21 protein-coding genes and 1 pseudogene are annotated in these 23594 nt (G+C 70.5%); 10 read left to right on the forward strand and 12 right to left on the reverse strand.

All coding sequences use genetic code 11. The annotated features are described in order from the left end of the window. Positions 1–126 precede the first annotated feature (126 nt). The 4 genes from DRB96_RS04390 to DRB96_RS04405 all read left to right on the forward strand — a co-directional run bounded on the left by DRB96_RS04390 (position 127) and on the right by DRB96_RS04405 (position 4256). The gene (locus tag DRB96_RS04390) at positions 127–330 is read left to right on the forward strand and encodes an SPOR domain-containing protein (protein ID WP_112446890.1); all 204 of its coding nucleotides are present in this window, start codon (positions 127–129) and stop codon (positions 328–330) included. Positions 331–371: 41 nt separating this feature from the next. Continuing rightward, entirely contained in the window at positions 372–869 is a 498-nt protein-coding gene (locus DRB96_RS04395; protein ID WP_239516297.1) for a (deoxy)nucleoside triphosphate pyrophosphohydrolase, read from the forward strand. Between the two features lie 166 nt (positions 870–1035). Further along, positions 1036–1464, forward strand: coding sequence for an ATP-binding protein (locus tag DRB96_RS04400; protein ID WP_112446892.1), 429 nt, complete (start codon positions 1036–1038; stop codon positions 1462–1464). A gap of 194 nt (positions 1465–1658) precedes the next feature. Then, positions 1659–4256, forward strand: a complete 2598-nt coding sequence (locus DRB96_RS04405; RefSeq protein WP_239516296.1) for a SpoIIE family protein phosphatase — start codon at positions 1659–1661, stop codon at positions 4254–4256. 67 nt (positions 4257–4323) lie between these two features. On the opposite strand, the gene DRB96_RS04410 is transcribed toward DRB96_RS04405, so the two are convergent. From DRB96_RS04410 to DRB96_RS04435, 6 genes and pseudogenes are all read right to left on the reverse strand, one after another. After that, positions 4324–5052 (reverse strand): PspA/IM30 family protein, encoded by a 729-nt coding sequence (locus DRB96_RS04410; RefSeq protein ID WP_112446896.1) that lies wholly within the window; start codon positions 5050–5052, stop codon positions 4324–4326. Between the two features lie 195 nt (positions 5053–5247). Further along, the gene (locus tag DRB96_RS04415; RefSeq protein WP_112453203.1) at positions 5248–6003 is read right to left on the reverse strand and encodes a GNAT family N-acetyltransferase; all 756 of its coding nucleotides are present in this window, start codon (positions 6001–6003) and stop codon (positions 5248–5250) included. 218 nt (positions 6004–6221) lie between these two features. Continuing rightward, a complete protein-coding gene (locus DRB96_RS04420) occupies positions 6222–7085 on the reverse strand; it encodes a MetQ/NlpA family ABC transporter substrate-binding protein (protein ID WP_112446898.1) in 864 nt (287 codons plus the stop codon). 102 nt (positions 7086–7187) lie between these two features. Next, the gene (locus DRB96_RS04425; protein ID WP_112446900.1) at positions 7188–7856 is read right to left on the reverse strand and encodes a methionine ABC transporter permease; all 669 of its coding nucleotides are present in this window, start codon (positions 7854–7856) and stop codon (positions 7188–7190) included. Further along, positions 7853–8926: an ATP-binding cassette domain-containing protein gene (locus DRB96_RS04430; protein WP_112446902.1), complete on the reverse strand. Its 1074-nt coding sequence runs from the start codon at positions 8924–8926 to the stop codon at positions 7853–7855. Before DRB96_RS04430 ends, DRB96_RS04425 begins: the two co-directional genes overlap by 4 nt. 375 nt (positions 8927–9301) lie before the next feature. Continuing rightward, a pseudogene (locus DRB96_RS04435) lies at positions 9302–9624 on the reverse strand (HAD-IA family hydrolase); the annotation flags it as partial. A gap of 292 nt (positions 9625–9916) precedes the next feature. On the opposite strand from DRB96_RS04435, the gene DRB96_RS04440 reads away from it, so the two are divergent. Both DRB96_RS04440 and DRB96_RS04445 read left to right on the forward strand, forming a co-directional pair. Then, entirely contained in the window at positions 9917–10285 is a 369-nt protein-coding gene (locus DRB96_RS04440; protein WP_112446904.1) for a hypothetical protein, read from the forward strand. Further along, the gene (locus DRB96_RS04445) at positions 10278–10715 is read left to right on the forward strand and encodes a hypothetical protein (RefSeq protein ID WP_112446905.1); all 438 of its coding nucleotides are present in this window, start codon (positions 10278–10280) and stop codon (positions 10713–10715) included. Before DRB96_RS04440 ends, DRB96_RS04445 begins: the two co-directional genes overlap by 8 nt. Positions 10716–10772: 57 nt before the next feature. On the opposite strand, the gene DRB96_RS04450 is transcribed toward DRB96_RS04445, so the two are convergent. The 3 genes from DRB96_RS04450 to DRB96_RS04460 all read right to left on the reverse strand — a co-directional run bounded on the left by DRB96_RS04450 (position 10773) and on the right by DRB96_RS04460 (position 13150). Next, positions 10773–11279 (reverse strand): GNAT family N-acetyltransferase, encoded by a 507-nt coding sequence (locus DRB96_RS04450; RefSeq protein WP_112446907.1) that lies wholly within the window; start codon positions 11277–11279, stop codon positions 10773–10775. A gap of 37 nt (positions 11280–11316) precedes the next feature. Beyond that, positions 11317–11904 carry a sigma-70 family RNA polymerase sigma factor gene (locus DRB96_RS04455; protein WP_112446909.1) on the reverse strand — a complete coding sequence of 196 codons (588 nt, stop codon included), beginning with the start codon at positions 11902–11904 and terminating at the stop codon, positions 11317–11319. A gap of 73 nt (positions 11905–11977) precedes the next feature. Beyond that, the gene (locus DRB96_RS04460) at positions 11978–13150 is read right to left on the reverse strand and encodes a glycerophosphodiester phosphodiesterase (protein ID WP_112446911.1); all 1173 of its coding nucleotides are present in this window, start codon (positions 13148–13150) and stop codon (positions 11978–11980) included. A 304-nt stretch (positions 13151–13454) separates the two neighbouring features. Between DRB96_RS04460 and DRB96_RS04465 the strand changes: the two genes are divergently transcribed. Continuing rightward, complete coding sequence (locus DRB96_RS04465; protein WP_112453204.1) at positions 13455–14084, forward strand: lysophospholipid acyltransferase family protein; 630 nt, start codon at positions 13455–13457, stop codon at positions 14082–14084. Positions 14085–14109: 25 nt separating this feature from the next. Here the strand turns inward: DRB96_RS04465 and DRB96_RS04470 are convergent, their stop codons facing one another. The 3 genes from DRB96_RS04470 to DRB96_RS04480 all read right to left on the reverse strand — a co-directional run bounded on the left by DRB96_RS04470 (position 14110) and on the right by DRB96_RS04480 (position 17747). Continuing rightward, positions 14110–15585 (reverse strand): membrane-associated oxidoreductase, encoded by a 1476-nt coding sequence (locus DRB96_RS04470; RefSeq protein WP_112453205.1) that lies wholly within the window; start codon positions 15583–15585, stop codon positions 14110–14112. A 69-nt stretch (positions 15586–15654) separates the two neighbouring features. Continuing rightward, entirely contained in the window at positions 15655–17199 is a 1545-nt protein-coding gene (locus DRB96_RS04475) for an MFS transporter (protein WP_112446913.1), read from the reverse strand. After that, positions 17196–17747: a TetR/AcrR family transcriptional regulator gene (locus DRB96_RS04480; protein WP_112446915.1), complete on the reverse strand. Its 552-nt coding sequence runs from the start codon at positions 17745–17747 to the stop codon at positions 17196–17198. Before DRB96_RS04480 ends, DRB96_RS04475 begins: the two co-directional genes overlap by 4 nt. A 569-nt stretch (positions 17748–18316) precedes the next feature. Between DRB96_RS04480 and DRB96_RS04485 the strand changes: the two genes are divergently transcribed. From DRB96_RS04485 to DRB96_RS04495, 3 genes are read left to right on the forward strand one after another with little or no spacing between them, the layout of a single operon-like run. Continuing rightward, positions 18317–19750 carry a site-specific integrase gene (locus DRB96_RS04485; RefSeq protein WP_239516019.1) on the forward strand — a complete coding sequence of 478 codons (1434 nt, stop codon included), beginning with the start codon at positions 18317–18319 and terminating at the stop codon, positions 19748–19750. Beyond that, positions 19740–21416 carry a hypothetical protein gene (locus DRB96_RS04490; RefSeq protein WP_112446917.1) on the forward strand — a complete coding sequence of 559 codons (1677 nt, stop codon included), beginning with the start codon at positions 19740–19742 and terminating at the stop codon, positions 21414–21416. The genes DRB96_RS04485 and DRB96_RS04490 overlap by 11 nt, the downstream gene beginning before the upstream one ends. Further along, positions 21413–23578 (forward strand): integrase, encoded by a 2166-nt coding sequence (locus tag DRB96_RS04495; protein WP_112446919.1) that lies wholly within the window; start codon positions 21413–21415, stop codon positions 23576–23578. The genes DRB96_RS04490 and DRB96_RS04495 overlap by 4 nt, the downstream gene beginning before the upstream one ends. The last annotated feature ends 16 nt before the right edge of the window (positions 23579–23594 follow it).

Raw genomic sequence — 23594 nt, forward strand, 5'->3', positions numbered from 1 at the left:
GATGCGTACGCCCGGGAGGTACCTCTTCGTGAAAAACCGTATCCGCTGAGTAAAGGTCGGGCGTAGGCTCGGGCATATGCGCAATGCGGTTTCCCGGGCAGGTACGTCGGCGGAGGGTGAAACGCGATGAACGACAGCGGTGCCCTGCTCCCGTGGCTGGTCATACGGCAGGACGACAACGGCAACCGCTACCGGGTGGGCCGGTACTCCACCCGGGCCGAGGCCCAGAAGGTCGCCGACAGCCTCGAGGACAGAGGGCACAAGCAGCTCTACTGGATCGAGCGGCTCGTCCAGGGCAGCACCGCCGGCCGGACCGCCACGACGAACTGAGCGGGTCGCCGCTCCCGCCGCCGCTGCCATAGGCTCCGCCCATGACTGTACGAGTGGTCGTGGGCGGAGCCCTTTGTCATGAGGGCCGCCTGCTGGCGGCCCGCCGCAGCGCGCCCCCGGAGCTCGCCGGCCGCTGGGAGCTGCCGGGCGGCAAGACCGAGCCCGGCGAGTCGGTGCCCGAGGCGCTCGTACGGGAACTGCGCGAGGAACTCGGAGTCGAGACCGAGGCGCTGGAGCGGATCCCGGGGGAGTGGCCGCTGAAGCCCGGCCTCGTCCTGCACGTGTGGACGGCCCGGCTGCTCTCCGGCGACCCGGTCGCGCTGGAGGACCACGACGAGCTGCGCTGGCTCGCGCCCGGCGAGCTGGACTCGGTGGACTGGCTCGACCAGGACCGGCCGGCGGTCGCCGAGGCCGGCCGCAGACTGGCGGCGGAGGCCGGGTCGCGAGCGGACCCGGACGCCGGGGCGGGGTCTCCAGCGGACCCGGACGCCGGGGCGCGGGCCGCCGGCGCCGCGGGGGTGGCTCGCGGGGGCGCGTGACGCGCACGCGGCTAGGCCGTCTGCGCCACAGTGCGCCGGTCCGTGGGGGAGCGAGTGGTACGACGCCGCGAATATCGGGTATGTCGCTATTAATCCCTATCTCGTACTTGTCCCCCGTGGTTCTGTCCCTGTCGAACCGGACTGGGGTCGCCAGCCGGCCCGGGAAGTGATCGGCGTGATCGACACAGACGGTGAATGCGCCGAGTGGGCCTTCCCCGCCGAACCGGGTGCCGTCCGCACCGCGCGCCACGCGGTGCGCGGCACCCTTCGCGACTGGGGTCTGGACTCCGTCGGCGATGTCACCGTCCTGCTGGTCAGCGAGCTGGTCACCAATTCCCTGCGCTACGCCTCCGGCCCCATCGGGGTGCGCCTGGTACGGCGCAATCCGGCCGCCGCGGGGGTGCCCGCGGGTCCGGCACTTCTCGTGGAGGTTTCGGATCCGCTTCCGGATCCGCCCCGCGAACGGATCGCCAAGCCCGATGACGAGGGGGGTCGCGGGCTGCATCTGGTGGCGGTCTCGGCACAGCGCTGGGGGACCCGGCACGGGAAGTCGGGCAAGACCGTGTGGTTCGAGTTGGCTCTTCCTGGTGAGTAACAAGGTGAAGGGCAGCCGACGATCACACGGCTTGGCTGAAAAACAACGGGATCCTTTTGTGATCGCGAAGGCCGTGTCGTACGGGGCCATGGTGCTGAATACTTCGGTCATGGCCGGTCCGGTTGCGGTGAGCTGGAGGGGACGGTCGCGTGAGCGAGATACCTGTACAGGCACATCAGGCGCGTGAGGCCCGTGTGTCCCGTGAGGTTGTGCCCGGGGAGACCTGGCACGACTCCCTGTGGCACAGCAGCCCGCCTGGCTCGATATATGACTACATAAAGGTCGCCTCGTTCTCGATCGGGCCCGATGGCCTGATCGACCAGTGGAGTCTGCGCGCGGAGGAGCTCTTCGGGCTGACCCCGGCGCAGGCCGTCGGCCAGGACCCGGTCGACGCCTTCATGCCGCCCGAGCTCCGCGCCGACGGGCACCGCCGGGTCGCCGGAATTCTCGATGGCAAGGAATGGACGGGTCTGATCCCCTTCCGGATCCCCGGCGGCGACGGCAGGCACGGCGTGGCCGAGATCTACGTGATGCCCACCCGGACCGAATCCGACGAGCGGGCCGCGCTCTGCGTGGTGGTCGACGTACGGGCGCTGCGCCGGATCGAATCCGATCTGGCCGCCTCACAGGCGATATTCGGCCAATCTCCTTTCGGTTTCCTGCTCTTCGGTACGGACCTCACCGTGCAGCGCGCCAACCGCCGCTTCGCGACCGTCTTCGGCGGTGCCGCCGAGGAGCACCGCGGCCGCACCGTCCACGACTACCTGCCCCCGCACGAGGCCGACCGGATGGCCGAGGCCCTGCGCAGGGTCCTGGAGACCGGCGACTCCGTCACCGACCTCCAGATCACCGGCGCGGCCCCCGGCAGCCGCGAGCACCGCCACTGGTCCATCAACCTCTACCGCGTCCACGGCGGCACCGGCCGCCCCATCGGCGTCGCCGGCCTCGGCACCGACGTCACCCGCCGCCACCTCGCCGCCCGCGAGGCCGCCGGGGTCCGGCGCAACCTGGCCCTCCTGAACGAGGCCGGACACCGCATCGGCAACTCCCTCGACCTGGAGACCACCGCCCGCGAGCTCCTCGACGTCACCGTCCCCGGCTTCTGCGACCTGGCCGCCGTCGACCTCTACCAGGGGCTGCTGCTCGGCGACGACGACCGCCCCGCCCGCCCGCAGGGGCCCGGCGTACCCAGCCTGCCCGGTCCCGGCCGGGCGCCCTCGGCGCCGCTGCGGCGGGTCGCCTTCGCCTCGGCGGTCTCCGACGCGCCGCTGTCGGGTCCGGGCGCGCTGGTCTCCGTAGGGGAGATCCACCGCTACCCGGCCGGGTCGCCCGGCGCGCTCGCGCTGCGGACGGCGCGGCCGCGGCTGGTCGAGGGCGGCGGACCGGAATCGGGGGACCTCGTCCAGTCCACGCTCGTCGTGCCGCTCGTCGCGCACGACACGGTGGTCGGGCTCGCCCAGTTCTCCCGCACCAAGGGCAGCGAGCCCTTCGGCGAACGCGACCGGGCGGTCGCCGTCGAGCTCGCCGCACGGGCCGCCGTCTGCATCGACAACGCGCGGCTCTACCGCCGCGAGCACGAGCGCGCGCTCATGCTGCAGCGAAGCCTGCTGCCCCCCGGCGACCCGGAGGCGGCCGGACTCGACATCGCCTGCCGCTACCTGCCCGGAAACGCGGCCACCGAGGTCGGCGGCGACTGGTTCGACGTCATCGAGCTGCCCGGGCACCGCACCGCGCTGGTCGTCGGCGACGTCATGGGCCGCGGGCTGCGGGCGGCCGTCGCGATGGGTGAACTGCGCACCGCGGTCCGCACGCTCGCGCTGCTCGACCTGGAACCGGCGGAGGTGCTGACCGCGCTGGACGAGGTCGCGCGCGGGCTCGGCGCGCCCGGCGGCTCCCAGCAGGCGTCCCGGGCGGCACTGCACTCGCGCGACGCCGACCGCTCGGAGGTCTACCTCGCGACGTGCGTCTACGCCGTCTACGACCCGGTGACGCGGCGCTGCACGATCGCCAACGCGGGCCACATGCCGCCCGTGCTGGTGGAACCGGTGGAGGAGGGCGGCGAGCCGCGGCCCGGCCTGCTGCTGGAGATCCCGCCGGGCATGCCGCTGGGCGTGGGCGGGGAGCCGTTCGAGGAGGTCGAGGTCGAACTGCCCGAGGGCGCGCTGCTCGCGCTGTACACGGACGGCCTGGTCGAATCGCGCGACCACCCGCTCGAGGAGGGCCTGCGGGGCCTGCGGGACGCGCTGGCCGACCCCGCGCGACCGCTGGAGGAGGTCTGCGACCACGTCCTCAACACCCTGGACACCCGGCACGGGGAGGACGACATCGCGCTGCTGATGGCCCGCGTCCAGGGCCTGCCGGTGGACGCGGTCGGGGACTGGCAGCTGCCGCGCGAGGCGCGCTCGGTGGGCCGGGCCCGCGAACTTGCCCGGGCCAAGCTGCCGGCGTGGGGCCTGGAAGGCCTGCTCGACACCACGGAACTGCTGGTGAGCGAGCTCGTCACGAACGCCCTGCGGTACGGCGAGGGTGAGATCCGCCTGCGCCTCCTGCTGGACCGGACCCTCGTGTGCGAGGTCTGGGACGCGAACCTGGCCCAGCCCCGGCGGCGCCGGGCGCGCGACACGGACGAGGGCGGCCGCGGCCTCCAGCTGGTGGGCCTGCTCTCGGCGGGCTGGGGCACCCGCCGCACCCACCGGGGCAAGACGGTCTGGTTCGAACTCCCGCTCCCGGGCGCGGTGGCGGAGTCCGTGACGGAGCTCTCGGCGGAGCAGCTGCTGAGCATGTACGGGTGAGCGCGGCCGGGTAGTGCGCCACCCGGGCCTGGCCGCGGCCAGGCCCGGGAAGGTGCGGGGGAAGGCTCTAGTAGGGCTTGTTCAGGCTGCCGGTCTTCAGGGCGGCCAGCCGGGCTTCGATCTCCGAGGTCTTGCCGAGGTCGTCCAGGGACTCGAACTGGGCGTCCAGCGAGGAGGCGGCCAGCTCCTGCTTGCCCAGGGCCATGGCCTCCTCGCGGCGGACCTTCTCCTCGAAGCGGTTGAGGTCGCTCGTCGGGTCCAGCACGTCGATGTTCTTGACCGCGTCCATCATCGTGTTCTGGGCCTGTGCGGTCTTGGCCCGCGACACCAGTTCGTCGCGCTTCGCCGCCAGTTCCGTCAGCTTGGTCCTCATCGAGTCCAGGCCGGACTTCAGCTTGTCGACCACCTCGGTCTGGGCGGCGATCGTCGGCTCGGCCGTCTTCGCCTCCTTCTCCGACTGCATCTGGCGGCCGAGGGCGACCTTCGCGAGGTTGTCGAACTTGTCCGCGTCCGCGGCCGCCCCGGACATCCGCAGCTCGTCGGCCTTCTTGCTCGCCGCCAGGGCCTTGCCGCCCCACTCCGCGGCCGCCTCCACGTCCTCCGTGTGGTCCGCCTCCAGCATCCGCAGGTTGCCGATGGTGGTGGCGACGGCCTGCTCCGCCTCGGAGATGTTGTTCGTGTAGTCGCGGATCAGCTGGTCGAGCAGCTTCTGCGGGTCCTCCGCCTGGTCCAGCAGGGAGTTGATGTTGGCCTTGGCGAGCTGGGTGACGCGGCCGAGGATGGTCTGCTTGCTCATGTGCTCTGTCTCCTTGGGAACGAGGGTGAAAGGGAAGTGCCTGCGTTAGAAGCGGCCGCCGCCGCCCATGCGGCCGCGGGTCCCGCCGCCGCCGAAGGAGCCGGGGCCGCGGCCGCCGCCGCCCCCGAATCCGGAGATGTGTATGAGAGGCAGATTCGGGGGGTGGGGGCACGGTGAGACTACCTGGTCATCGGGTCAGTTCCGGTCGGACGAGACGGCGTAGCCGTTCGCGTCGGACGCGCGGATCCCGCTGCCGCCGTACCCGGTGGAGTGCTCGATGGAGTAGTCGGCCGAGTAGTCGGTGGAGTAGCCCGACGCGTACTCGCCGGAGTAGCCGTCGGCGTACCCGTCCGCGTACTCGTCGCCCTCGTCGTCGAGGTCTTCGGGGACCAGGCCCCAGACGATGAGGTCGCTGCGGCCGTCGGACCAGGAGCCGTCGGGGTTCTGGACGCGCACTATGCACGCGCTGCGCAGCACGCCTTCGCTGATGCAACCGACCTTCTGGGCCACCTGCTGGGACGCGGTGTTGTCGGCGGCGGTGCGCAGTTCGAGGCGTTCGAAGCCCTGCTCGCGGAAGAGCCAGCGGGCGACGGCGCGTACGGACTCGCTGGCGTAGCCCTCGCCGCGGGCCCAGGGGGCGGTCACGTAGCCGACCTCGGTGGCGCGCAGGCGCCAGTCGGTGCCCTGCAGGTGGACGATGCCGACCAGGCGGTGGGTGAGGAACTCGGTGACGGCGAAGACGATGCCGCGGCCGCCGGTGCGCTCCTCGTGGGCGGCTCTGGTGGCCCACTCGACGGCGTCGGCGCTGGTGTAGGGGTGCGGGACCGCGGTCCAGGCGGTGATGTGCTCGTCGTTCATCATCTCGGTGAGCGCGGTGACGTCTTCTTCCTCGAAGGGGCGCAGCACCAGCCGGTCCGTGCTGATGGTGACGTCCGGGAAGGTGGTAGTCATGCGCAGCTCCAAGCCTGAGACCGTGGTGCGACCGTGGTGCGAGGCGACCGTGGTGCGGGCCCGTTCGTGCGGACCGCTGCCGCGGGTCGTAGGCCACAGCATGCAGCATCGGCCTGGGGATGTGCAGGGCCGGGCTGCCCGGAAGCGGGCAGCGGCCGGCCCCGTACACCGGTGGGGCGTACGGGGCCGGACGGCCCGGCGGGGCCGGGAGGGGATGATCAGGCGGCCGGCTTGCCGAAGGCGGGGATGACCGAGCCCTCGTACTTGTCGGTGATGAACTTCTTGACCTCGTCGGAGTTCAGGAGCTTGGCGAGCTTCTGGATCCGCGGGTCGTCCTGCTTGCCGTTCTTGACCGCGAGGATGTTGGCGTACGGGTTGCCCTCGGCCTTCTCCAGGACGAGCGCGTCCTTGGCCGGGACGAGCTTGGCCTCGATGGCGTAGTTGCCGTTGATGACGGCGGCGTCCACGTCGTTCAGGGCGCGCGGGACCGTGGCGGCCTCCAGCTCCTTGAACTCCAGGCCCTTCTTGTCGGTGATGTCCGACAGCTTGGCGCCGGTGCCGACGCCCTCCTTGAGGGTGATCAGCTTGTTCGCGGCGAGCAGCTGGAGCGCGCGGCCCTCGTTGGTGGGGTCGTTGGGGACAGCGATGGTCTGGCCGGCCTTGATGTCGGTGAGGGCCTTGACCTTCTTGGAGTAGAGGCCCAGCGGCTCCAGGTGCACGTTCACGACGGGCACGATGTCGGTGCCGTTCTTCTTGTTGAAGTCGTCGAGGTACGGCACGTGCTGGAAGTAGTTCGCGTCGACCTGGCCCTGCTGGGTGGCGGTGTTCGGCAGGACGTAGTCCGTGAACTCCTTGACCTCCAGCTTGAGGCCCTCCTTGGCCGCCAGGTTGTCCTTGACGAACTTCAGGATGTCGGCGTGCGGGGTCGGGGACGCCGCGATGACCAGGGGCTTGCTCTCGTCGACCTTGCCGCCGTCGGCCTTGGTGGAGGACGGGTCCGAGGAGCTGCCGCAGGCGCTCAGGGAGAGGGTGAGCGCGGCGGCGGTGGCGGCGAGGGCGGTGAGCTTGATGTTCTTGCGCACGAAGAGTGCCTTTCTTGCTTCTTGCTGTGTGAAGGACGGCCCAAGCACGACAAGTGCGGGCTTTCTGGGAAAAAGTTGGTGAATGTCCGGCTCAGGCCCGGATCAGGCTGTCCGACCCCGGCGCGCGAGGAGGCGTACCACGCCGTCGCCGAGGAGCTGGATCACCGTGACGAGCACGATCAGCACGACGACGGTCGCGACCATGAAGCCGGTCTCGAAGCGCTGGAAGCCGTAGGTGATGGCCTTGGAGCCGAGCCCTTCGCCGCCGACCGCGCCGGCCATGGCCGAGTAGCCGATCAGGGTGATCACGGTCGTGGTGACGGCCGCGATCAGGGAGGGCAGGGCCTGCGGGAGGAGCACCTTGCCGACCAGGGTCGGGATGCCTCCGCCCATGGACTCGACGGCTTCGACCAGCCCGTGGTCCACCTCGCGGACCGCGGTCTCCACGAGCCGGGCGAAGAAGGGGATGGCGCCGATGGCGAGCGGGACGATCATGGCGGTGGGGCCGATGAAGGTGCCCACGATCGCCGTGGTGACCGGTATCAGGAAGATCAGCAGGATGATGAAGGGCAGCGAGCGGCCCATGTTCACGATCACGCCGAGCACCTTGTTGACCGCGCGGTTCTGGAGCAGGCCGCCCTTGTCGGTGAGCACCAGCAGGATGCCGATCGGCAGGCCGCCGAGCACGGTCACCAGGGCGGACCACAGCACCATGTAGAGGGTGTCGAAGGTGCCCTGCGTGAGCAGCGGCTGCATTTCGGACCAGGTCACTTCGCACCATCCTTGACCAGCTCGGCGAGTTCGCCGTCCACGTCCACCGCGTCTGCCGCATCGGCAACGGAGTGCACCACGTCCACCTGCAGGCCCTGCTCGCGCAGGAATCCGACGGGCACGACGTTGTCCTCGTAGCGGCCGGGCAGCTCGATGCGCATGCGGCCGATCTGCTTGCCCGCGACGGTGTCCATCGCGGCGCCGAGGATCGAGATGTCGATGTTGTAGGTGCGGGCCAGCTGGGAGATGACCGGCCGGGTCGCGGTGTCGCCGTGGAAGGTGACGTCGATGACCGTGTGCTCCGCGGTGGTCGCGGCGCCGGTCAGCGGGAACAGTTCGTGGGCGAGCTGGGACCCGGGGGTGGCCAGCAGCTCGGTGACGGTGCCGGACTCGACGATCCGCCCCCGCTTCATCAGCGCGGCCGAGTCGCAGACGGACTTGACCACGTCCATCTCGTGCGTGATGAGCAGCACGGTCAGGCCGAGCTGGCGGTTGAGGTCGCGCAGCAGCTGGAGGATCTGGCGGGTGGTCTCGGGGTCCAGGGCGCTGGTGGCCTCGTCGGAGAGCAGCACCTTGGGGTCGCCGGCCAGGGCGCGGGCGATGCCGACGCGCTGCTTCTGGCCGCCGGAGAGCTGGCCGGGGTAGGCCTTGGCCTTGTCCGTGAGGCCGACGAGGTCGAGGAGTTCGGCGGCCTTGCGGGAGCGTTCCCGGCCGGAGACGCCGAGGATCTCCAGGGGCAGTTCGATGTTGCCCTGGACGGTGCGCGAGGACAGCAGGTTGAAGTGCTGGAAGACCATGCCGATGCGACTGCGGGCCTCTCGGAGCTCCTTGCCGGCGCGGCGGCCCCGGCCGGCGAGCGCGGTGAGGTCGACCCCGTCGACGCTCACGGTGCCGGCGGTGGGGCGCTCCAGCAGGTTCACGCAGCGGATCAGGGAGGACTTGCCGGCGCCGCTCTGGCCGATGACTCCGTAGACCTCGCCCTGGCGGACGTGCAGGTCGACGCCGTCCAGGGCGGTGACCTCGCGGCCACGGGACTGGTAGACCTTCGTGAGGCCCGATGTGGTGATCACAGGATTTCCGTCGCTGTCGAGTGCGCGGCGCAGCGGGTGCCGGGCACGGGGCAAACATCTGGGGACGCGATACGGGTCGAACCGTCGGAAAACGGCGGTGTCAACGCATGCGCGGGGCAGGAGCGATCCGGGTCGCACGGGAGTGCCGGAGGAAGCTCGGCCGGTCTCGCTTCGGGGCGCGAGACTGCGGGAAGGGGGCCCTCAGAAGGCGCACATTCGACACATACAACGAGCACCGGGCGTCATCGTCGCCTCGGTCGCAAGGGTGCGGCTGCTCGTCGTGGTCATGGGCCCCAGTAAACCAGACGTTCCCCGTCACCGATCAACGCTGTCCGAATACCGGACGGATTTCGACCGCATAGCGGACAACAGCGGTCAGGGGCGGTCGTCCGTCTCAATCGTCATCCCATCGGCTCCGACCAGCACGGACACGGCCGAGAGGTCCCTCACGACCACGTCGGCGTTGAGCTCGGCGGCCGCGTGCGTTGTGGTCAAGGCCACGGTCGTCATGCCCGCCGCACGGCCCGCGGCCAGCCCCGCCGGGGCGTCCTCGAAGACCGCGCAGCGGGCCGGATCCACGCCGAGCCGGCGGCCGCCAGCAGGAAGGGCTCCGGATCGGGCTTGCCGCGGGTGATGTCGTCGGCGGCCACCAGCTCCGGGCACTCGATGCCGGCCTCGCGCAGCCGGGCCTCGGCGAGCCAGGGGGCACCTCCCAGCGGTAGCTGGGGGAGGGTGGCCGAGGTGACCACGGCCCCGAAGGCCTCCTCGGCGATCCCGAACTCCCCGGCCAGGGGTCCCCCCGGACGGAGTCTGGGGGAGGGTCCAGCACTGGTGCACCGACTCCATGGAGGAGACGGGCGTGCCGTCGTTGTCGAACAGCAGCGCGCCGAAAAGCGGTTCCGTGGCTCCCTTGCAGCTTCATGCCCTCCAGGAAGGCCCCGGAGCAGGGGTGAGCGCATCGGGTCTTTCGGCCCGTAATACCCTCGCTGCATGCTCGACGCCCTGACGGTCGCCATCGGCGTGGCCGCACTCGCCCTCGCCGCCTGGTGCGGTTTCGCCGCCTCGCGCGACCAGCCGACCAAGGACTGGCACTTCATCGGCATGGCGGTGGTGACCGTACTGGTCCTGGCCCAGCTGGTGATCGGCCTGGTCCAGCTCGCCCGGGGCGAGAAGCCCGGGCAGGGGACGGTGCTCTTCGTGGCCTACCTGCTGGGGTCCTTCGCCGCCGTCCCGGCCGCCGCGATGCTCTCGGTGACCGAGCGGACCAAGTGGGGTTCGGTGACGGTGGCCGCGGGCGCCGTCGTCCTCGCCGTGCTGGAAGTACGGCTCTACGACATCTGGGGAAGCACCGGTGCCTGACACGGACACGAACACGGGCGCGGACGCCGCCGGGCCCGCCGCCGAGCGGCGGCGCCTGGTGAGCGGGCCGGGGGTGCTGCTGGTCTGGCTCTACGGAGTGATCACCGTCGGCGCGGTCTCCCGGTCGCTCTACCAGATCTCCACCGAGTTCGACCGGGCCCCGCTGGCGTACTCGCTGTCGGCCGCGGCCGCCCTGGTCTACGCCTTCATCACGTACTCACTGGTCCGCGGCGGGGAGACGGCCCGCAAGGCGGCGCGGATCTGCTGCGCCGCCGAGCTGGCCGGCGTGCTCACCGTCGGGACCTGGACCCTGCTGCGGCCCGAGGCCTTCCCCGACGCGACCGTGTGGTCGGACTTCGGGATGGGCTACCTCTTCATCCCGGTGGTCCTTCCCGTCACCGGGATGCTCTGGCTGCGCGCGAAGCGCTGAGCGCCGGACACCCGAGCGCCGGACGCCCGGTGCGGGGCGCCCGGCGGTCAGGGGTTCCTACGCGCTGACCGCGAAGTCGGTGGCCTCCTTGGCCTCCTTCTCCAGGATCACCAGGCGGACGCCGTCGGACGCGGTGCGCCCGCCGACCTGGGTGTAGCCGGCCTTGCGGTAGAGCCGCAGGTTCGACTCGCTCTTGTGGCCGGTGTGCAGCCGGAAGCGGGTGGTCCCGTCGTGGCCGGCGAGGACCTGCTCGACCGCGGTCAGCAGCCGGGCGCCGAGCCCGTGGCCCTGGAGGCGCGGGTGGACGCAGAGCTTGGCGATCTTGCCGGTGCCCTCTTCGTCCACGTTTCCGCGCACGGCCCCGACGATCTCGTCCCCGAGCCGGGCCACCAGGACGGTGTCCGAGGCCAGCTCCTCCTTGAGGGAGTCCAGGGACTGGGTGAGCGGCTGGATGCGGTAGTTGCCGTACAGCTCGGCCTCGCTCTGGAACGCCAGGTACTGCAGCTTGATGATCTGCTCGGCATCCTCGGCAACTGCCGCCGAAATGGTCACGCTCATGCCCATGTGCGCATGCCTCCCGCTCACCTGGTGGCCCTGTGGTCTACCGCTCCATTCCCCGCAGGGCCGGAGCCGCAACCTCTACGGCCAGCATTCTGCGCAGACATCCCAGGCATCGGGAACGGACGGGCCCCAAACTTCCTTGTGAGATACCCAACTCTCCTGCGATTTCACGGTAAGTGAGGTCCCTGGGCGACATAAGTGCCCTCATGAGCTCCGGACACCGCCCGGGCAATCGGGCGACCGCCGATCGGAGGGCCCTGTTCTCCTCGCCGTGCAGGAGGGCGTCTTCCGGTTCCGTCCCGGTGGTGCTACGGGCGGCGCCGCCCGTAGCACCACCGGCCCCGCCGGCCCCGCCGTCCTCGGCGTCCTCGGAGTGATCGCGGTGGCCGTACGGAACTTCGCGCCGGACCCGGCGGCGGACCAGGCGGGCCTCCGCCCGCACCGCCCGGCGCAGCCAGTCGACGGGCTCCGCGGGGGTGCGGCGGTTCTCCAGCAGCCTGACCCAGACGGCTTGTTCCAGATCGGCGGCGTCCACTCCGGTGCCCGCGGTCTCCGCGGCGGCCTCGGCCCGGAGCAGCGGGCGGAGCTTCACTAACAGGTCGGCGAGTTCAGCCTTCAGCGGGTCCATGCCGGGCGGGACGAGTGGGCCGGGCCCGGCGGTTTCCCCGCCGGGCCCGGCCCACTCGTACGAGGGCCCGCGGTTACGGGTTGACGCCCCGGCCCGGGCGGTAGGCCTCGGCGGCGAGCAGCCCGGTGTCGGGCTGGTCGGTGAAGATCCCGTCGATGCCCTGCTCGAAGTACGTGCGGAAGGCGCCGAAGGCGTCGCCGTACGCCGCGGGGTCGGTGCCCTTGCGGTACTCGGCCGGCAGGAAGCTGTTCTCGTTGCGCGCCGTGTAGGGGTGCAGGATCAGCCCCTGCGCGTGGGCGTCCGCGACCAGCGTGGTGGGGGCGCCGAGCCGGCCCGCCGCGTCGCGCGGCAGGATCAGGTCCATGGTCGGCCCGATGCCCTGGGCGAAGCCGGCGATCCACTTCAGCCCCTCGGGCTTGACGAGGTCGGCGACCGTACGGGGGTCCTTGGCCGCTTCGAAGTCCCAGGGGCGGGTGCCCGCCGCGGAGAAGAGCACCACGCGCGGGGCGGAGACCAGCCGGGAGAGCCGCTGGATGCTGGAGGGCTCGAAGGACTGCAGGAAGAGCGGGGCGCCGCGCCCGTCGCGGCCGTGGCGGCGCAGCAGCCGGGCGAGGGGCTCCTCCAGGCCGAGGCCCAGGCCCCGGAAGTAGGTGGGGTGCTTCGTCTCGACGTGCAGCCAGACGCGCTTGCCGCGCCGCTTGCCCTCGCGGTCGGCCCAGCGCAGCACCTCCTCGAAGGTGGGCACGTCCCAGCGGCCGTCGTAGAGCGTGTTGCGCTGGCGGACGGCGGGGATGCGCTCCTTCGCGCGCAGGGTCTTCAGCTCGGCGATCGTGAAGTCCTCGGTGAACCAGCCGGTGACCGAGACCCCGTCGACGGTCTTGGTGGTCTTGCGCGCGGCGAAGGCGGGGTGGTCGGCGACGTCGGTGGTGCCCCCGATCTCGTTCTCGTGGCGGCACACCAGGTGGCCGTCCTTGGTGGGCACGAGGTCCTGCTCCACCACGTCGGCGCCGAGGTCGAGCGCGAGTTGGTAGGAGGCGATCGTGTGCTCGGGCCGGTAGCCGCTGGCCCCCCGGTGCCCGATGACCGTCGGCACGGGCAGGTCCCGGTACCCGCCGGATCCGCCGCCGCGGCCGCGCTCCGCCGCCGCGGCCGGTCCCGCTCCCGCCGCGAGACCGCCGAAGGCCCCGCCCGCCGCCATGACGGCCGCACCCAGTACCGTGCGCCGTGCTGCCCCACCCTGCGTCATGAGTGCCACTCCCCATCGCGTAAGGGCCGGGTGTCCCGGGATCTCCGGGTCCTGCGGCCCGATTTCGCGTGCCGATGGTAGGCAAGCGGCGGTGGCGCGCGGGGGTGCACGGGCCGAACTTGGCGCGAACGCGCGTCAACACTGCGTATCCACCTCGTGAACCCGATGTGCGATCAGAGCTGACCCGCGAGTATCGTCCTCACCTGCACTACCGCCGTGTGGTGGGTGCGCGAAACCGCTTTTCGATGCCGGAGGGCCCACGTTGTTCCGTACCGCGCTCATCAAAGCCACCGTCGGACCCGTCATGCGCCTGATGTTCCGCACCCGTGTGGAGGGCATCGAGAACATTCCGGGCACCGGGCCGGTGATCCTGGCGGGCAACCACCTCACCTTCATCGACTCGATGATCCTGCCGCTGGTCTGCGACCGCACGGTCCACTTCATCGGCAAGGACGAGTACGTCACGGGCAAGGGGATCAAGGGCCGGGCCATGGCCTGGTTCTTCACCGGCGCCGGCATGATCCCCGTCGACCGCGACGGGGCCAACGGCGGAGTCGCCGCCCTGATGACCGGCCGCCGGATCCTCGAAGAGGGCAAGATCTTCGGCATCTACCCCGAGGGCACCCGCTCCCCCGACGGCCGCCTCTACCGCGGCCGCACCGGCATCGCCCGCCTGACCCTGATGACCGGCGCGCCCGTCGTCCCCTTCGCGATGATCGGCACCGACAAGCTGCAGCCCGGCGGCGCCGGCATGCCGCGCCCGGGCCGGGTCACCGTCCGCTTCGGCGAGCCGATGGAGTTCTCCCGCTACGAGGGCATGGACCGCGACCGCTACGTGCTGCGCGCCGTCACCGACTCGGTGATGGCCGAGGTCATGCGGCTCTCGGGCCAGGAGTACGTGGACATGTACGCGACGAAGGCCAAGGCCGCGTAGCGCCCCTGCCGCCGCCTGCTGCCGGTCACTGCCGCTGCAGTGACCGGCTGACGCCCGCCGCGGTCGTCGTGGCGAGGATCCAGCCGGTCACGATCAGCAGGTACGACAGCCACTGGTACCAGCCGTCCGGTGCGAACGGCGCCTCCTGGCCGAAGCCGATGATCGGCAGCATCAGGTCAATCGTGTAGAAGAGCGGGTTGAACTCCGGCGCCTCCCCCGGCTTCAGCTCCCGGGGCGGGTGGAGCCCGTACGCGACCGTTCCCGTGACCAGCAGCGCCAGCAGCCAGCCCGCGGCGCGCAGCGGCCGGAAGCCGTAGCCCACGGTGGCGTCCTGGAGCACCCCCCAGAACCTGGCGTGCCGGGGCAGGGTCCGGCGGTGGCGGCGCAGCTTGGCGAGTTGCACGGTCCGGGCGGACGCCTCGTCGCCGACCGTGCGGTAGGCCGAGGTGAGCTGTTCGTAGGCGTACGGGAGGTAGCCCGACTCCTCGCGCTCCAGGGCGGGCAGCCGCTCCTCGGCGGGCAGGTGCGGGGCCAGGGTGCGGTAGGTCAGCCCGTCGATGCGGATCTTCTCCGGCCAGGTCCCGGGCGGCACGAGCAGCATGTCGAACTGGGAGCGGCGCATGCTCACCAGCCCGCGGATCTTGTCGCAGCGGTTCAGCCAGACCTCGCCGATGACGCAGCTGGAGGCGCGCAGGGCTACCCCGCCGGGGTTGTCGAAGACTGAGTGGCCCAGGTAGAGCTGGCCCGGTATGCGGGAGCCCGTCAGGTTGACCAGGCCGCGGGCCTCCATCCGGTGGCCCCGCAGGTCGGTGCCGACCGTCAGGTTCTCGGCGTGCAGGGCGATGCCGCCGGGGGCGAGCAGGCGGGATCCGTTGAGGTTGATCTGGCCGCCGACGGTGGCGCCGTTGATGCGCGTCTGGCCGTGGACGGTGAGGTCCATGGCGATGATGTCGGTGCCGATGTCGGCGTGATTGAGCTGGAGCGGCGGCTCCTGGGCCTCTTCGGCGGGGCCGGGCGCGCCGATGACCGCCCGCTGGAGGAAGAGGCCGCCGGCTATCCGGGCGCCGGAGAGCCGGACGGGCCCGGTGATCTTGCAGCAGGGCATCCGCAGGACGACGTCGATGCTCACGGAGGTCCCGGTCAGTCCGGGCAGCGCCGAGTCGCTCAGGACCAGGGCGCGCAACTGGGCCCCGTAGACGAGGGGTTTGCGCTCGAACCAGCAGCCGCGCAGCCGGATCGCGTGCTCGACGACGGCGTACTTGAGGTCCAGCTTGCCGGTGATCCGGGCGCCCCTGACGTTGAGGCCGGCGACCTGCCCGTCGGCGGAACTCCCGCCCAGCAGAAAGGCCGTGATGACTTCGGCGCGCACCGTCCGCTCGGGGCCCCAGCCGATCCCGTCGGAGGCGTCCTCGTCGGGGTCCTCCCTGAAGTCGACGCGCTCTCCGCGCGGGAAGGCGTCCCGTACGCGGCGTTCTGCCGGGGTCAGATCGGTGATCTCCATCGCCGGGATGGTGTCCCGCGCTTCCACGGACTGTCAACTCCGCACGGGACACCACGGCCTGGCGCGACGTCAGTGCTCGAGGCCGTCCTGGAGCTCCTGGCCCTTGAGGAGGAACCAGGCGGCCGCGGCGGTGGCCAGCAGGACGGCCGCGCCGACGCCGGAGGCCAGCCGCAGGCCGTCCACGAAGGCCTCCTGGGCGGCCCCGACCATCTGCGAGGCGGTCTCCGGGTCGAGCGTCTTGGCCGCTTCGACGGCGCCGCCGAGGGATTCGTGGGCGGCGTCGGCCACCGGGCCGGAGACGGAGGCCGGGGCGGTGAAGCCCTGGTAGACGCCGGTGACGACCGAGCCGAGCAGGGCGATGCCGAGGGCCGCGCCCAGTTCGTACGCGGTTTCGGAGACGGCCGAGGCCGATCCCGCCTGCTCCTTGGGCACGCTGGAGAGGATCACGTCGGCGGTGACGGTGAAGGAGAAGCCGGCGCCGAGGCCCACGATGAGCAGGGCCGCGCCGAGCAGCGGGTAGCCGGTCTCCTTGTGGATGACGGTGAGCGCGGCCAGCGCGACGCCGATGGCGGCGAGGCCTCCCGTCACGATGACCCGTACCCCGTACTTGCGGGCGCAGCGGCCCGCGGCCAGACCGGTGACCACCGCGCCGACGGCGGCGGGCAGCTCGGCGAGGCCGGCTTCCAGCGGCTCGCGGCCCTGGACGAGCTGGAGGAACTGGGAGAGGAAGAAGACCAGTCCGGACAGGCCGAAGACGGTGAGCAGGTCGGCGAGGACCGCGCCGGAGAAGCCGCGGTGCTTGAAGAGCCGCATGTCGAGGAGGGGGGCGGTCAGGGTGAACTGGCGGCGTACGAAGGTGTAGAGCGCGCCCGCTCCGATGACGGCGGCGGCCCACACCTCCCAGCCCATGCCGTGGGTGGCGACCTGCTTGACGGCGTATACGACTCCGATGATGCCTACCAGGGAGAGCCCGACGCTGACCAGGTCCCAGGGACCGGCGACGGGGTTCTTGGACTCGGGCAGCAGCTTGATGCCGACGATGACCAGGACGATCATCACGGGGAGGTTGATGAGGAAGACCGAACCCCACCAGAAGTGCTGGAGCAGGGCTCCGCCGACGACCGGTCCGACGGCCGCGCCCGCGGAGGCTGTGGCGCCCCAGATGCCGATGGCGAGGCTGCGCTCCTTGGGGTCGTGGAAGATGTTGCGGATCAGCGCGAGGGTGGAGGGCATCAGGGTCGCGCCGGCCACGCCGAGCAGGGCCCGGGCGAGGATCATCATCTCGGGGCTGGTCGCGTAGGCGTTGAGGACCGAGACGGCGCCGAAGGCGGCCGCGCCGACGAGGAGGAGCTTCTTGCGACCGATGCGGTCACCGAGGGAGCCCATGGAGACGAGCAGGCCGGCGATGACGAAGGAGTAGATGTCGCCGATCCACAGCAGCTGGGTGCCGGACGGCTTGAGGTCCTCACTGAGGGCGGGCGTGGCGAGACCGAGTACGGTGGCGTCGACCGCGACCAGCAGCACGGCCAGGACGAGCACGGAGAGCGCGATCCAGCGCCCGGAGCCCCTGCCCTCCGCCCCCTTCGCCTGGGTCAGCTGTTCGGTACGGCTCATTTCTCCACACTCCGTCGTGCGCCACCGAGCAGCAACTCGGTGATCATGTACTGGAAGTCCTTGGCCGCGACCCGGCCGTCCATGACGGCCCAGGCGCAGGCGCCGATGAGGCTGTAAAGGGCCTCGGTGAGCCAGGCGGGGCTCAGGTCGATCCGGATGTCGCCCTCCTGCTGGCCGCGCCGGAAGAGCGCGCCGACGCGGGCGTCGAGCCGGGACCAGCCCTCGTTGACCTGGTCGCCCTCGAAGAGCTGGTTCTCGGTGACGAGGAAGGCCAGCAGTTCGGCGTTGGGCTCGGCCTCGGCGATGAGCCGCCCCAGCGCGTCCACCGCCGTGTCCTCCTCGAGGCGGGCGTTGTCGAACGCCACCTCGAACTCCCGGATGCCGAGCTCTTCGAGCGCCCGTACGAGGGCGTCGCGCCCGGCGAAGTGCCGGTGGAGGGTCGCGCGGCCGATTCCGGCGGCGCGGGCGACCTCGTCCATCGTGGCGGTCGATTTGCGGGAGAGCAGGGCGGCCGCGTCGCGGAGCACCTGGTCACGATCCATGGCCATGAGACAAGCATAACCCGAATGAGACGTTGATGTCTCATTGGATCGATAAATGGGCTGCCGATCGGGCTCCCGGAAGGCGATCCTGCCGGGATGGACCCGAAGAAGCCCCTGCTCCTGATCGACGTGGACGGCCCGCTTATCCGTGCGGTTTGATCCCGTCTCGCTGTCTCACTCGGCAGCCTGCCCAAGACCTCTACGTCCTGCGCGTGCGCGTGTCTCACGCTGCCGGAGGGTCGTCAGCGAGTGGCTACCCTCCGGGATCGCCCCGATGATCACCATGGCGAACGGGAAGGCGCCCCGGCCGCGGCCGGGGACGATCCCACTGCCATCCGGCACGATGATGCGCCGGGGCGGTCGCAGCCTCGGCGACGCCTGGACGTTCGAATCGCAGACCAGCCTGGAAACGCAAGCCGCGGGCAACCTCCACCACCGCGCCCGCCAAGCCCGGCGACAGCGGAACTGTCACCCATGAGACACCAACACGGTCGCACTACATCAACAACCGTCACATGGCTGGCAGTTTCGTAGATATCGGGCACATCTGAATACGTCCCAACTACCGTGCAGTGGTGATTCTCTTCTACTTCTCCAAAGCTGGTGGGGAGGATTGGAACCTCTCCGCCCCGCCGCTCAACCGCGACGGCATGCCGGTTCTCGTGGACGATGATCTCCGCTTCGAGGACGAGAACGGTCCCCGACCGGTGACACTCATCAACCGCTGGCTGCGGGAGCTGCCGATCAGCGGAGCCCCCGCCGAGAACTCGTGGAAGACCTACGCCCTACAGCTCAAGCCCTGGGCCGAATTCCTGTCCGCCCATAGCATCGCCTTGTTCTCCGACCGCCAGCGGCTGCGCGACGGCCTGTCCCTGTACTCCGAGCATCGCCTGTCCGGCCCGCTGGAAGTTCGGCTCGGCGCGTCCAGCTGGAACCTTGCGGTCAAGACCATCGCGGCGTTCTACCGGTGGGCCGTGAGCGAGGGGCACTGTCAGGAGGTCCCGTTCTCCTACGCCATGGGTTCCTACCTGCGCCCTGACGGCGTACGAGTGGAGACCGCCCGTAACCTCGCCACCGTCCGGGGTGCCAGACGGCACGCCACCCGCAGGTACCTGGAGCGGCCGTACTCCGAGCTGCTGGTCAACGCTCTCGCGGGCAACGACCCGGACGGCGAACCCGACCACACGTTTCGGGGCCGCGAGACCGGCAGGAACGCCGCCGGTGGCTCGCTTGCGATCTCCACCGGCCTGCGGCTCCGAGAATGGCGGCTCCTCACACCCTGGGAGATCCCTCCCCTGCCCCGCCAGCGCACCACCGTCCCCGTCCCGTTGTCGCTCGCGCCTCCGACCACCAAGGGCAGCAAGGGCCGACAGACCTGGGTGGAGTACGACACCCTGGCCCGCGTCCACGACTACGCGACGCTGGAACGGGCCACCCACGTAAACGGCTCCCGATGGCGCCCCATCCACGCCCTCCACGTAGAAAACCCGACGTACGAGGGCGCCTACCTCAACGGCACCTACCGCCGCTGGCACCTGCTGACTCCGGCCGAACGGCTCCGCCTCGTCGGCCCCCGCGGCGGAAGCGCCCTCCTCGCCGTCCAGTCCGACGGCTCGCCGTTCCTGGACTGGGCGACCACCCTCCGCCGGACCTCCGCCCGCATCCGCGATCGGTGGGAACCCGCGTTTCCGCACGTCCACCCCCACATGACACGCCACACGATGGCTATGGCCACCCTTGAAAAGCTGGTGCGGGGCTACTACCAGCAGGCAGCCCGCCTGGTCCTCGACACCGGCGATGACGACGCCATGGCTCTCTACCTCACCAAGGCCGATCCCCTGCTGATCCTGCGGGACCTCCTCGGCCATGCCAGCGTCGCCACCACCCAGGTGTACCTCCATCTCCTGGACACCCAGCGGATCTTCCGCCAGGCATACGAGGACGCCGACCCCGACCCGGTCGCCCGCCGGGAAGCCGACGCAGAATTCCAGGACACCGATGCCCGCTGAAATCCGACAGCCGCTCGCCGTTCAGTACACGCTCCCGGGTCAGCGGCCTTACCTCGGCACGCTCTACGAGCTGCCCGACTCGGTACTGGCCGGCGACCTCGCTCGAGGACTTACTGCAGCCGCCCATCCCAACGGCCCGATCCGCACCTACCGCGATGCCCGGCACGCTGTCCGCTGTGCCCGGCACCTCGCCCGCTACCTGCACGAGACCGGTTTCACCGGCACTCTCTCCGGTCTCACTGCGACACAACTCACTTCCTACTGGCTGAAGTTCGGATTCACATTCGAGCGGCACAGCCGCATCACTCTCAATGGCTTCCTCACCGACGGCGGCACCCTCCACGCCAGCATCCGAGCCCACCTCGAAGGAAGGCCGATCAACCAGCAGGCCGGGTCCACCCCTCATCGGCCCTACAGCGATGCAGAATGGCGGCGCATCGATCAAGCCGCCCGCACCGCCATCGACACCGCCTGGCAGGATCACCTCAAGGCTCTGGAATCCGCTGAACGCGGGGCCGACCCGATCGCCCACGGCATCACCCGGGACAATCTGGCCTGGCTGATCCGTAGAACTGGCCCCGTGCCGGTTCGCGCGATCCGCGCGATGATCCCCGGAGCTCCTTGGGCGATCACAACCGCGGTCCTGGAGTTTCGCAACGCCCTGTTCCCATCCGGGTATACGGCACTCGTCTACAACCTCCGGCTGGCCATGCTGACCGGCGCCGTGCCCGACGGTATCGACACCCTTTCCGTACCCGACTTCGCGCACACCGGCCCCGCCACGGGCCTGCTGTCCTACCGCAAGGGTCGGACCGCCCGCGAAGCCCTCAACCTGCGCGGCCCCGCCGTACGGCTCCTGGACCAGTGGCTCGCCCACTCCGCGTCTCTGCGCGAGCATGCCGGAGAACTCTCCGACTCCATGTGGATCAACTACAACGGCACGGCGCTGTCCGGGCATCCCCGCACCCCATGGCAGCGGATCAAGTGGGCGAAGACCGTCGGCCTGACCGACGACAACGGCCAGCCCATGGCCCCACACGGCGGCCGGATTCGTACGACCTGCCATCACAGGCGCGACCGCTCCGCCTGGACCGGACGCACCACCATCGACCCCAACCACACCCCGGCGATCGAAGGCGATCACTACCTCCACCACCACACCCCCGCCCAGGTGGAGGCCATCGAGGGAGTCATCGAGGAAGCTCAGCGCGACATCCGCCGCAAGGCCGCGCCGCCGGTCATCGCCACCAGCCAAGACGCCGCCCGGTTTGCTGCCGACTTCCCCCGCCTCGTTGCGGACGCCGGACTCGACGGCGACGCCGTCCAGCGGCTACTGGCCGGCGAACAGGACGTGTTCGTCGCCTCTTGCGCCAGTCTCTACAACAGCCCCCACGCCCCGGCCGGAACCGCCTGCCCAGCCCGTCCCTGGGTGTGCCTGCTATGCCCGCTCGCCGTGTTCACCCCCCGGCACCTGCCCAACCTGCTGCGTCTCCAACGCTATTTCGCCGATCAGGAACGGCACATGACGAATGCCCAGTTCCTGGCCATCTTCGGCCCCTACGCCGACAGGCTCAGTACCGACCTGCTGCCCCGTTTCAGCACGACAGCGATCCGGGCCGCCACCGAAAACGGGTTCGCGGTCCTGCAACCGGAGGAGATCCCGTGACCAGATCCGACGCTCTGACCGCCGGCGCCGGTCACAGTCCCTTCACCGGCTTGGACATCCTCCAGACTGCTGGATACCGCACTCGGCCCGGCGCTCGCCGCCCCCACTTCGACCAGGACATCTGGGACCTGACCTGCGTCGCCGACGCCCCGGCGTCCTGGCCGCGCAGCGAGCAGATCCTGAACTTCACCCAGGTCACCAACCCGACCTGGCGATCGGTCGCACGCACCTACTTGATGGCCCGCCTCGTGCCCACCCACCCGTCCGTCGCCGTCCTCCCGCAGGCATACCGCTCCCCTCTCGCCCTGCAGACGCTCCGACACGAACTCGTCCGCCTCACAGCCTGGTTCAACCACCTCACCGAGGCGGGACTCACCGGCCTCCAACAGATCCACCAGCGGCACTGTGACGCATACCTGCCCGTCGTCTCCGTCGGCCGCACCGACCCCTGCCAGCCGGTCACCCCCGGCACCATCGCAGGTTTCGTTCTCACTGCTCAGGCCCTGGCCGCGTACGCACCGCTGCTGCCCGACGCCTACCCGACGGGCTTCCGCCCATGGGGCGACCGCACCGCCGCCCAGGTGGCCGGATACCAGCGTCCCGACACCAACCAGACCCCCGCCGTCCCAGACGACATCCTGCGGCCCCTCCTCGCCGGCGCCTCCTACCTCGTCGACACGATCAGCCCCCATCTCGTCAAGGAAGCCACCCGCGCCCGGCAGACCATCGCCCGCCGGGGCAGCATCCGGTCGTCCCTCCGCGTCGAACACCACCCGCTCGTCATCGCCGAAATCGAGCGGTGTATCGCAGCCGGAATCCCGGCCCCCCGTGCTGCCCCCTCTGGCATCTCCCGCAGACTTAACTCGGGTTGGGACGTCAGCGATCCCCTCCTCACGCTCGCCCACATGTCCTTCACCAAGGACTTCCTTTCGCTTTCCTCTACCAAACGGGATCTGGACCGGCTCCGGCCCCAGTTGGAGGCATGGGTCGCTGCCTGTGGCACCGAGAACTCGTGGTGCCGTGACACAGCGGCGGTGCCCCGCGCCGATGACGAAGAGCCCGTCCCCTGGGCCCTCCCTATGAATCACTTCACCCTGGACAGCATGGTGTTCGCCGTCACTTCCGCTGCCTACTACCTCACCTCGGCGCTGTCTGGCATGCGGACCTCAGAGCTGGCCGAACTCACGCATGGCTGCCGCCGCAGTGAAGACCGCGCCTACGGCTCCCGCCGCTGGCTGGACTCCCGCCGCGTCAAGGGTGAGAAGTTCGGCGGAGTGCCCGACTCATGGGTGGTCATCGAAGATGTACACCGCGCTGTCGGAGCCGCCGAAGGCCTCGGCGGCACGGACCTCGGGGACCTGATCTTCCCCGTCGCCAACAACTCCGCCAACAGGTACACCGCGCTCCGGGACTGGATCAACGGTCCCCTCGGACAGCATCTCGGCCTCACCCCGATCCCCGATGGTCCGGTCCACCCGCGGGCCCTACGTCGCACCCTCGCTCTGTCGATTGCCCAGCGCCCCCACGGCCTCCTGGCCACAAAGTGGCACCTGAAGCACGTCTCGGTGGCCACCACCGAGGGCTACACCGCCCGACCGGGCGGACACCAGGCCGCGTTCCTCGCCGAGGTCCGGGCCGAAGAGGAAGTCGAACACACCCGGCTCACGCTCGCCGCCTACCACGACTACCAGCAAGGCACCCTCCCCTCCGGCCGAGGCGCACGCGACCTGATCGCCGCCTTCCAAAGCGTCGACCACTCCCTCGCCGGACACGAGCCCGGCCCCGCCACCGTCGCCGACGACCGTCGCGTGGAGAAACTGCTCAAGACCAAGGCGAAGACACTCCACATCGGCGTGGCGAACTACTGCTGGTTCACCGACCCCGCCAAGGCCCTGTGCCTCACTATGGCCGGCACTCCGAACGCCAGCGAGCCTCTTCTCGGCATGTGCGACTCCGCTCGCTGCCCCCAAGCCACCCATCACCCCCAGCACCGGCAAGCATGGGCCGACCACGCCGAGAACACCCGAGCTGTGTTCCTCGGCAACCCCCGGCTGTCCGCGCCGGAGCGTCAACGCGCCCAGCAGACCTACGAGCGATCCATGCGGATCGTGGAATCCATCGACTCCGCCGTGGCCGGTGAGGAGACACCCAGTGCCGAATAACCGCCGCGCCGCCGCG

The organism is Streptomyces sp. ICC1 (genome assembly GCF_003287935.1).
GTDB lineage: Bacteria > Actinomycetota > Actinomycetes > Streptomycetales > Streptomycetaceae > Streptomyces > Streptomyces tritrimontium.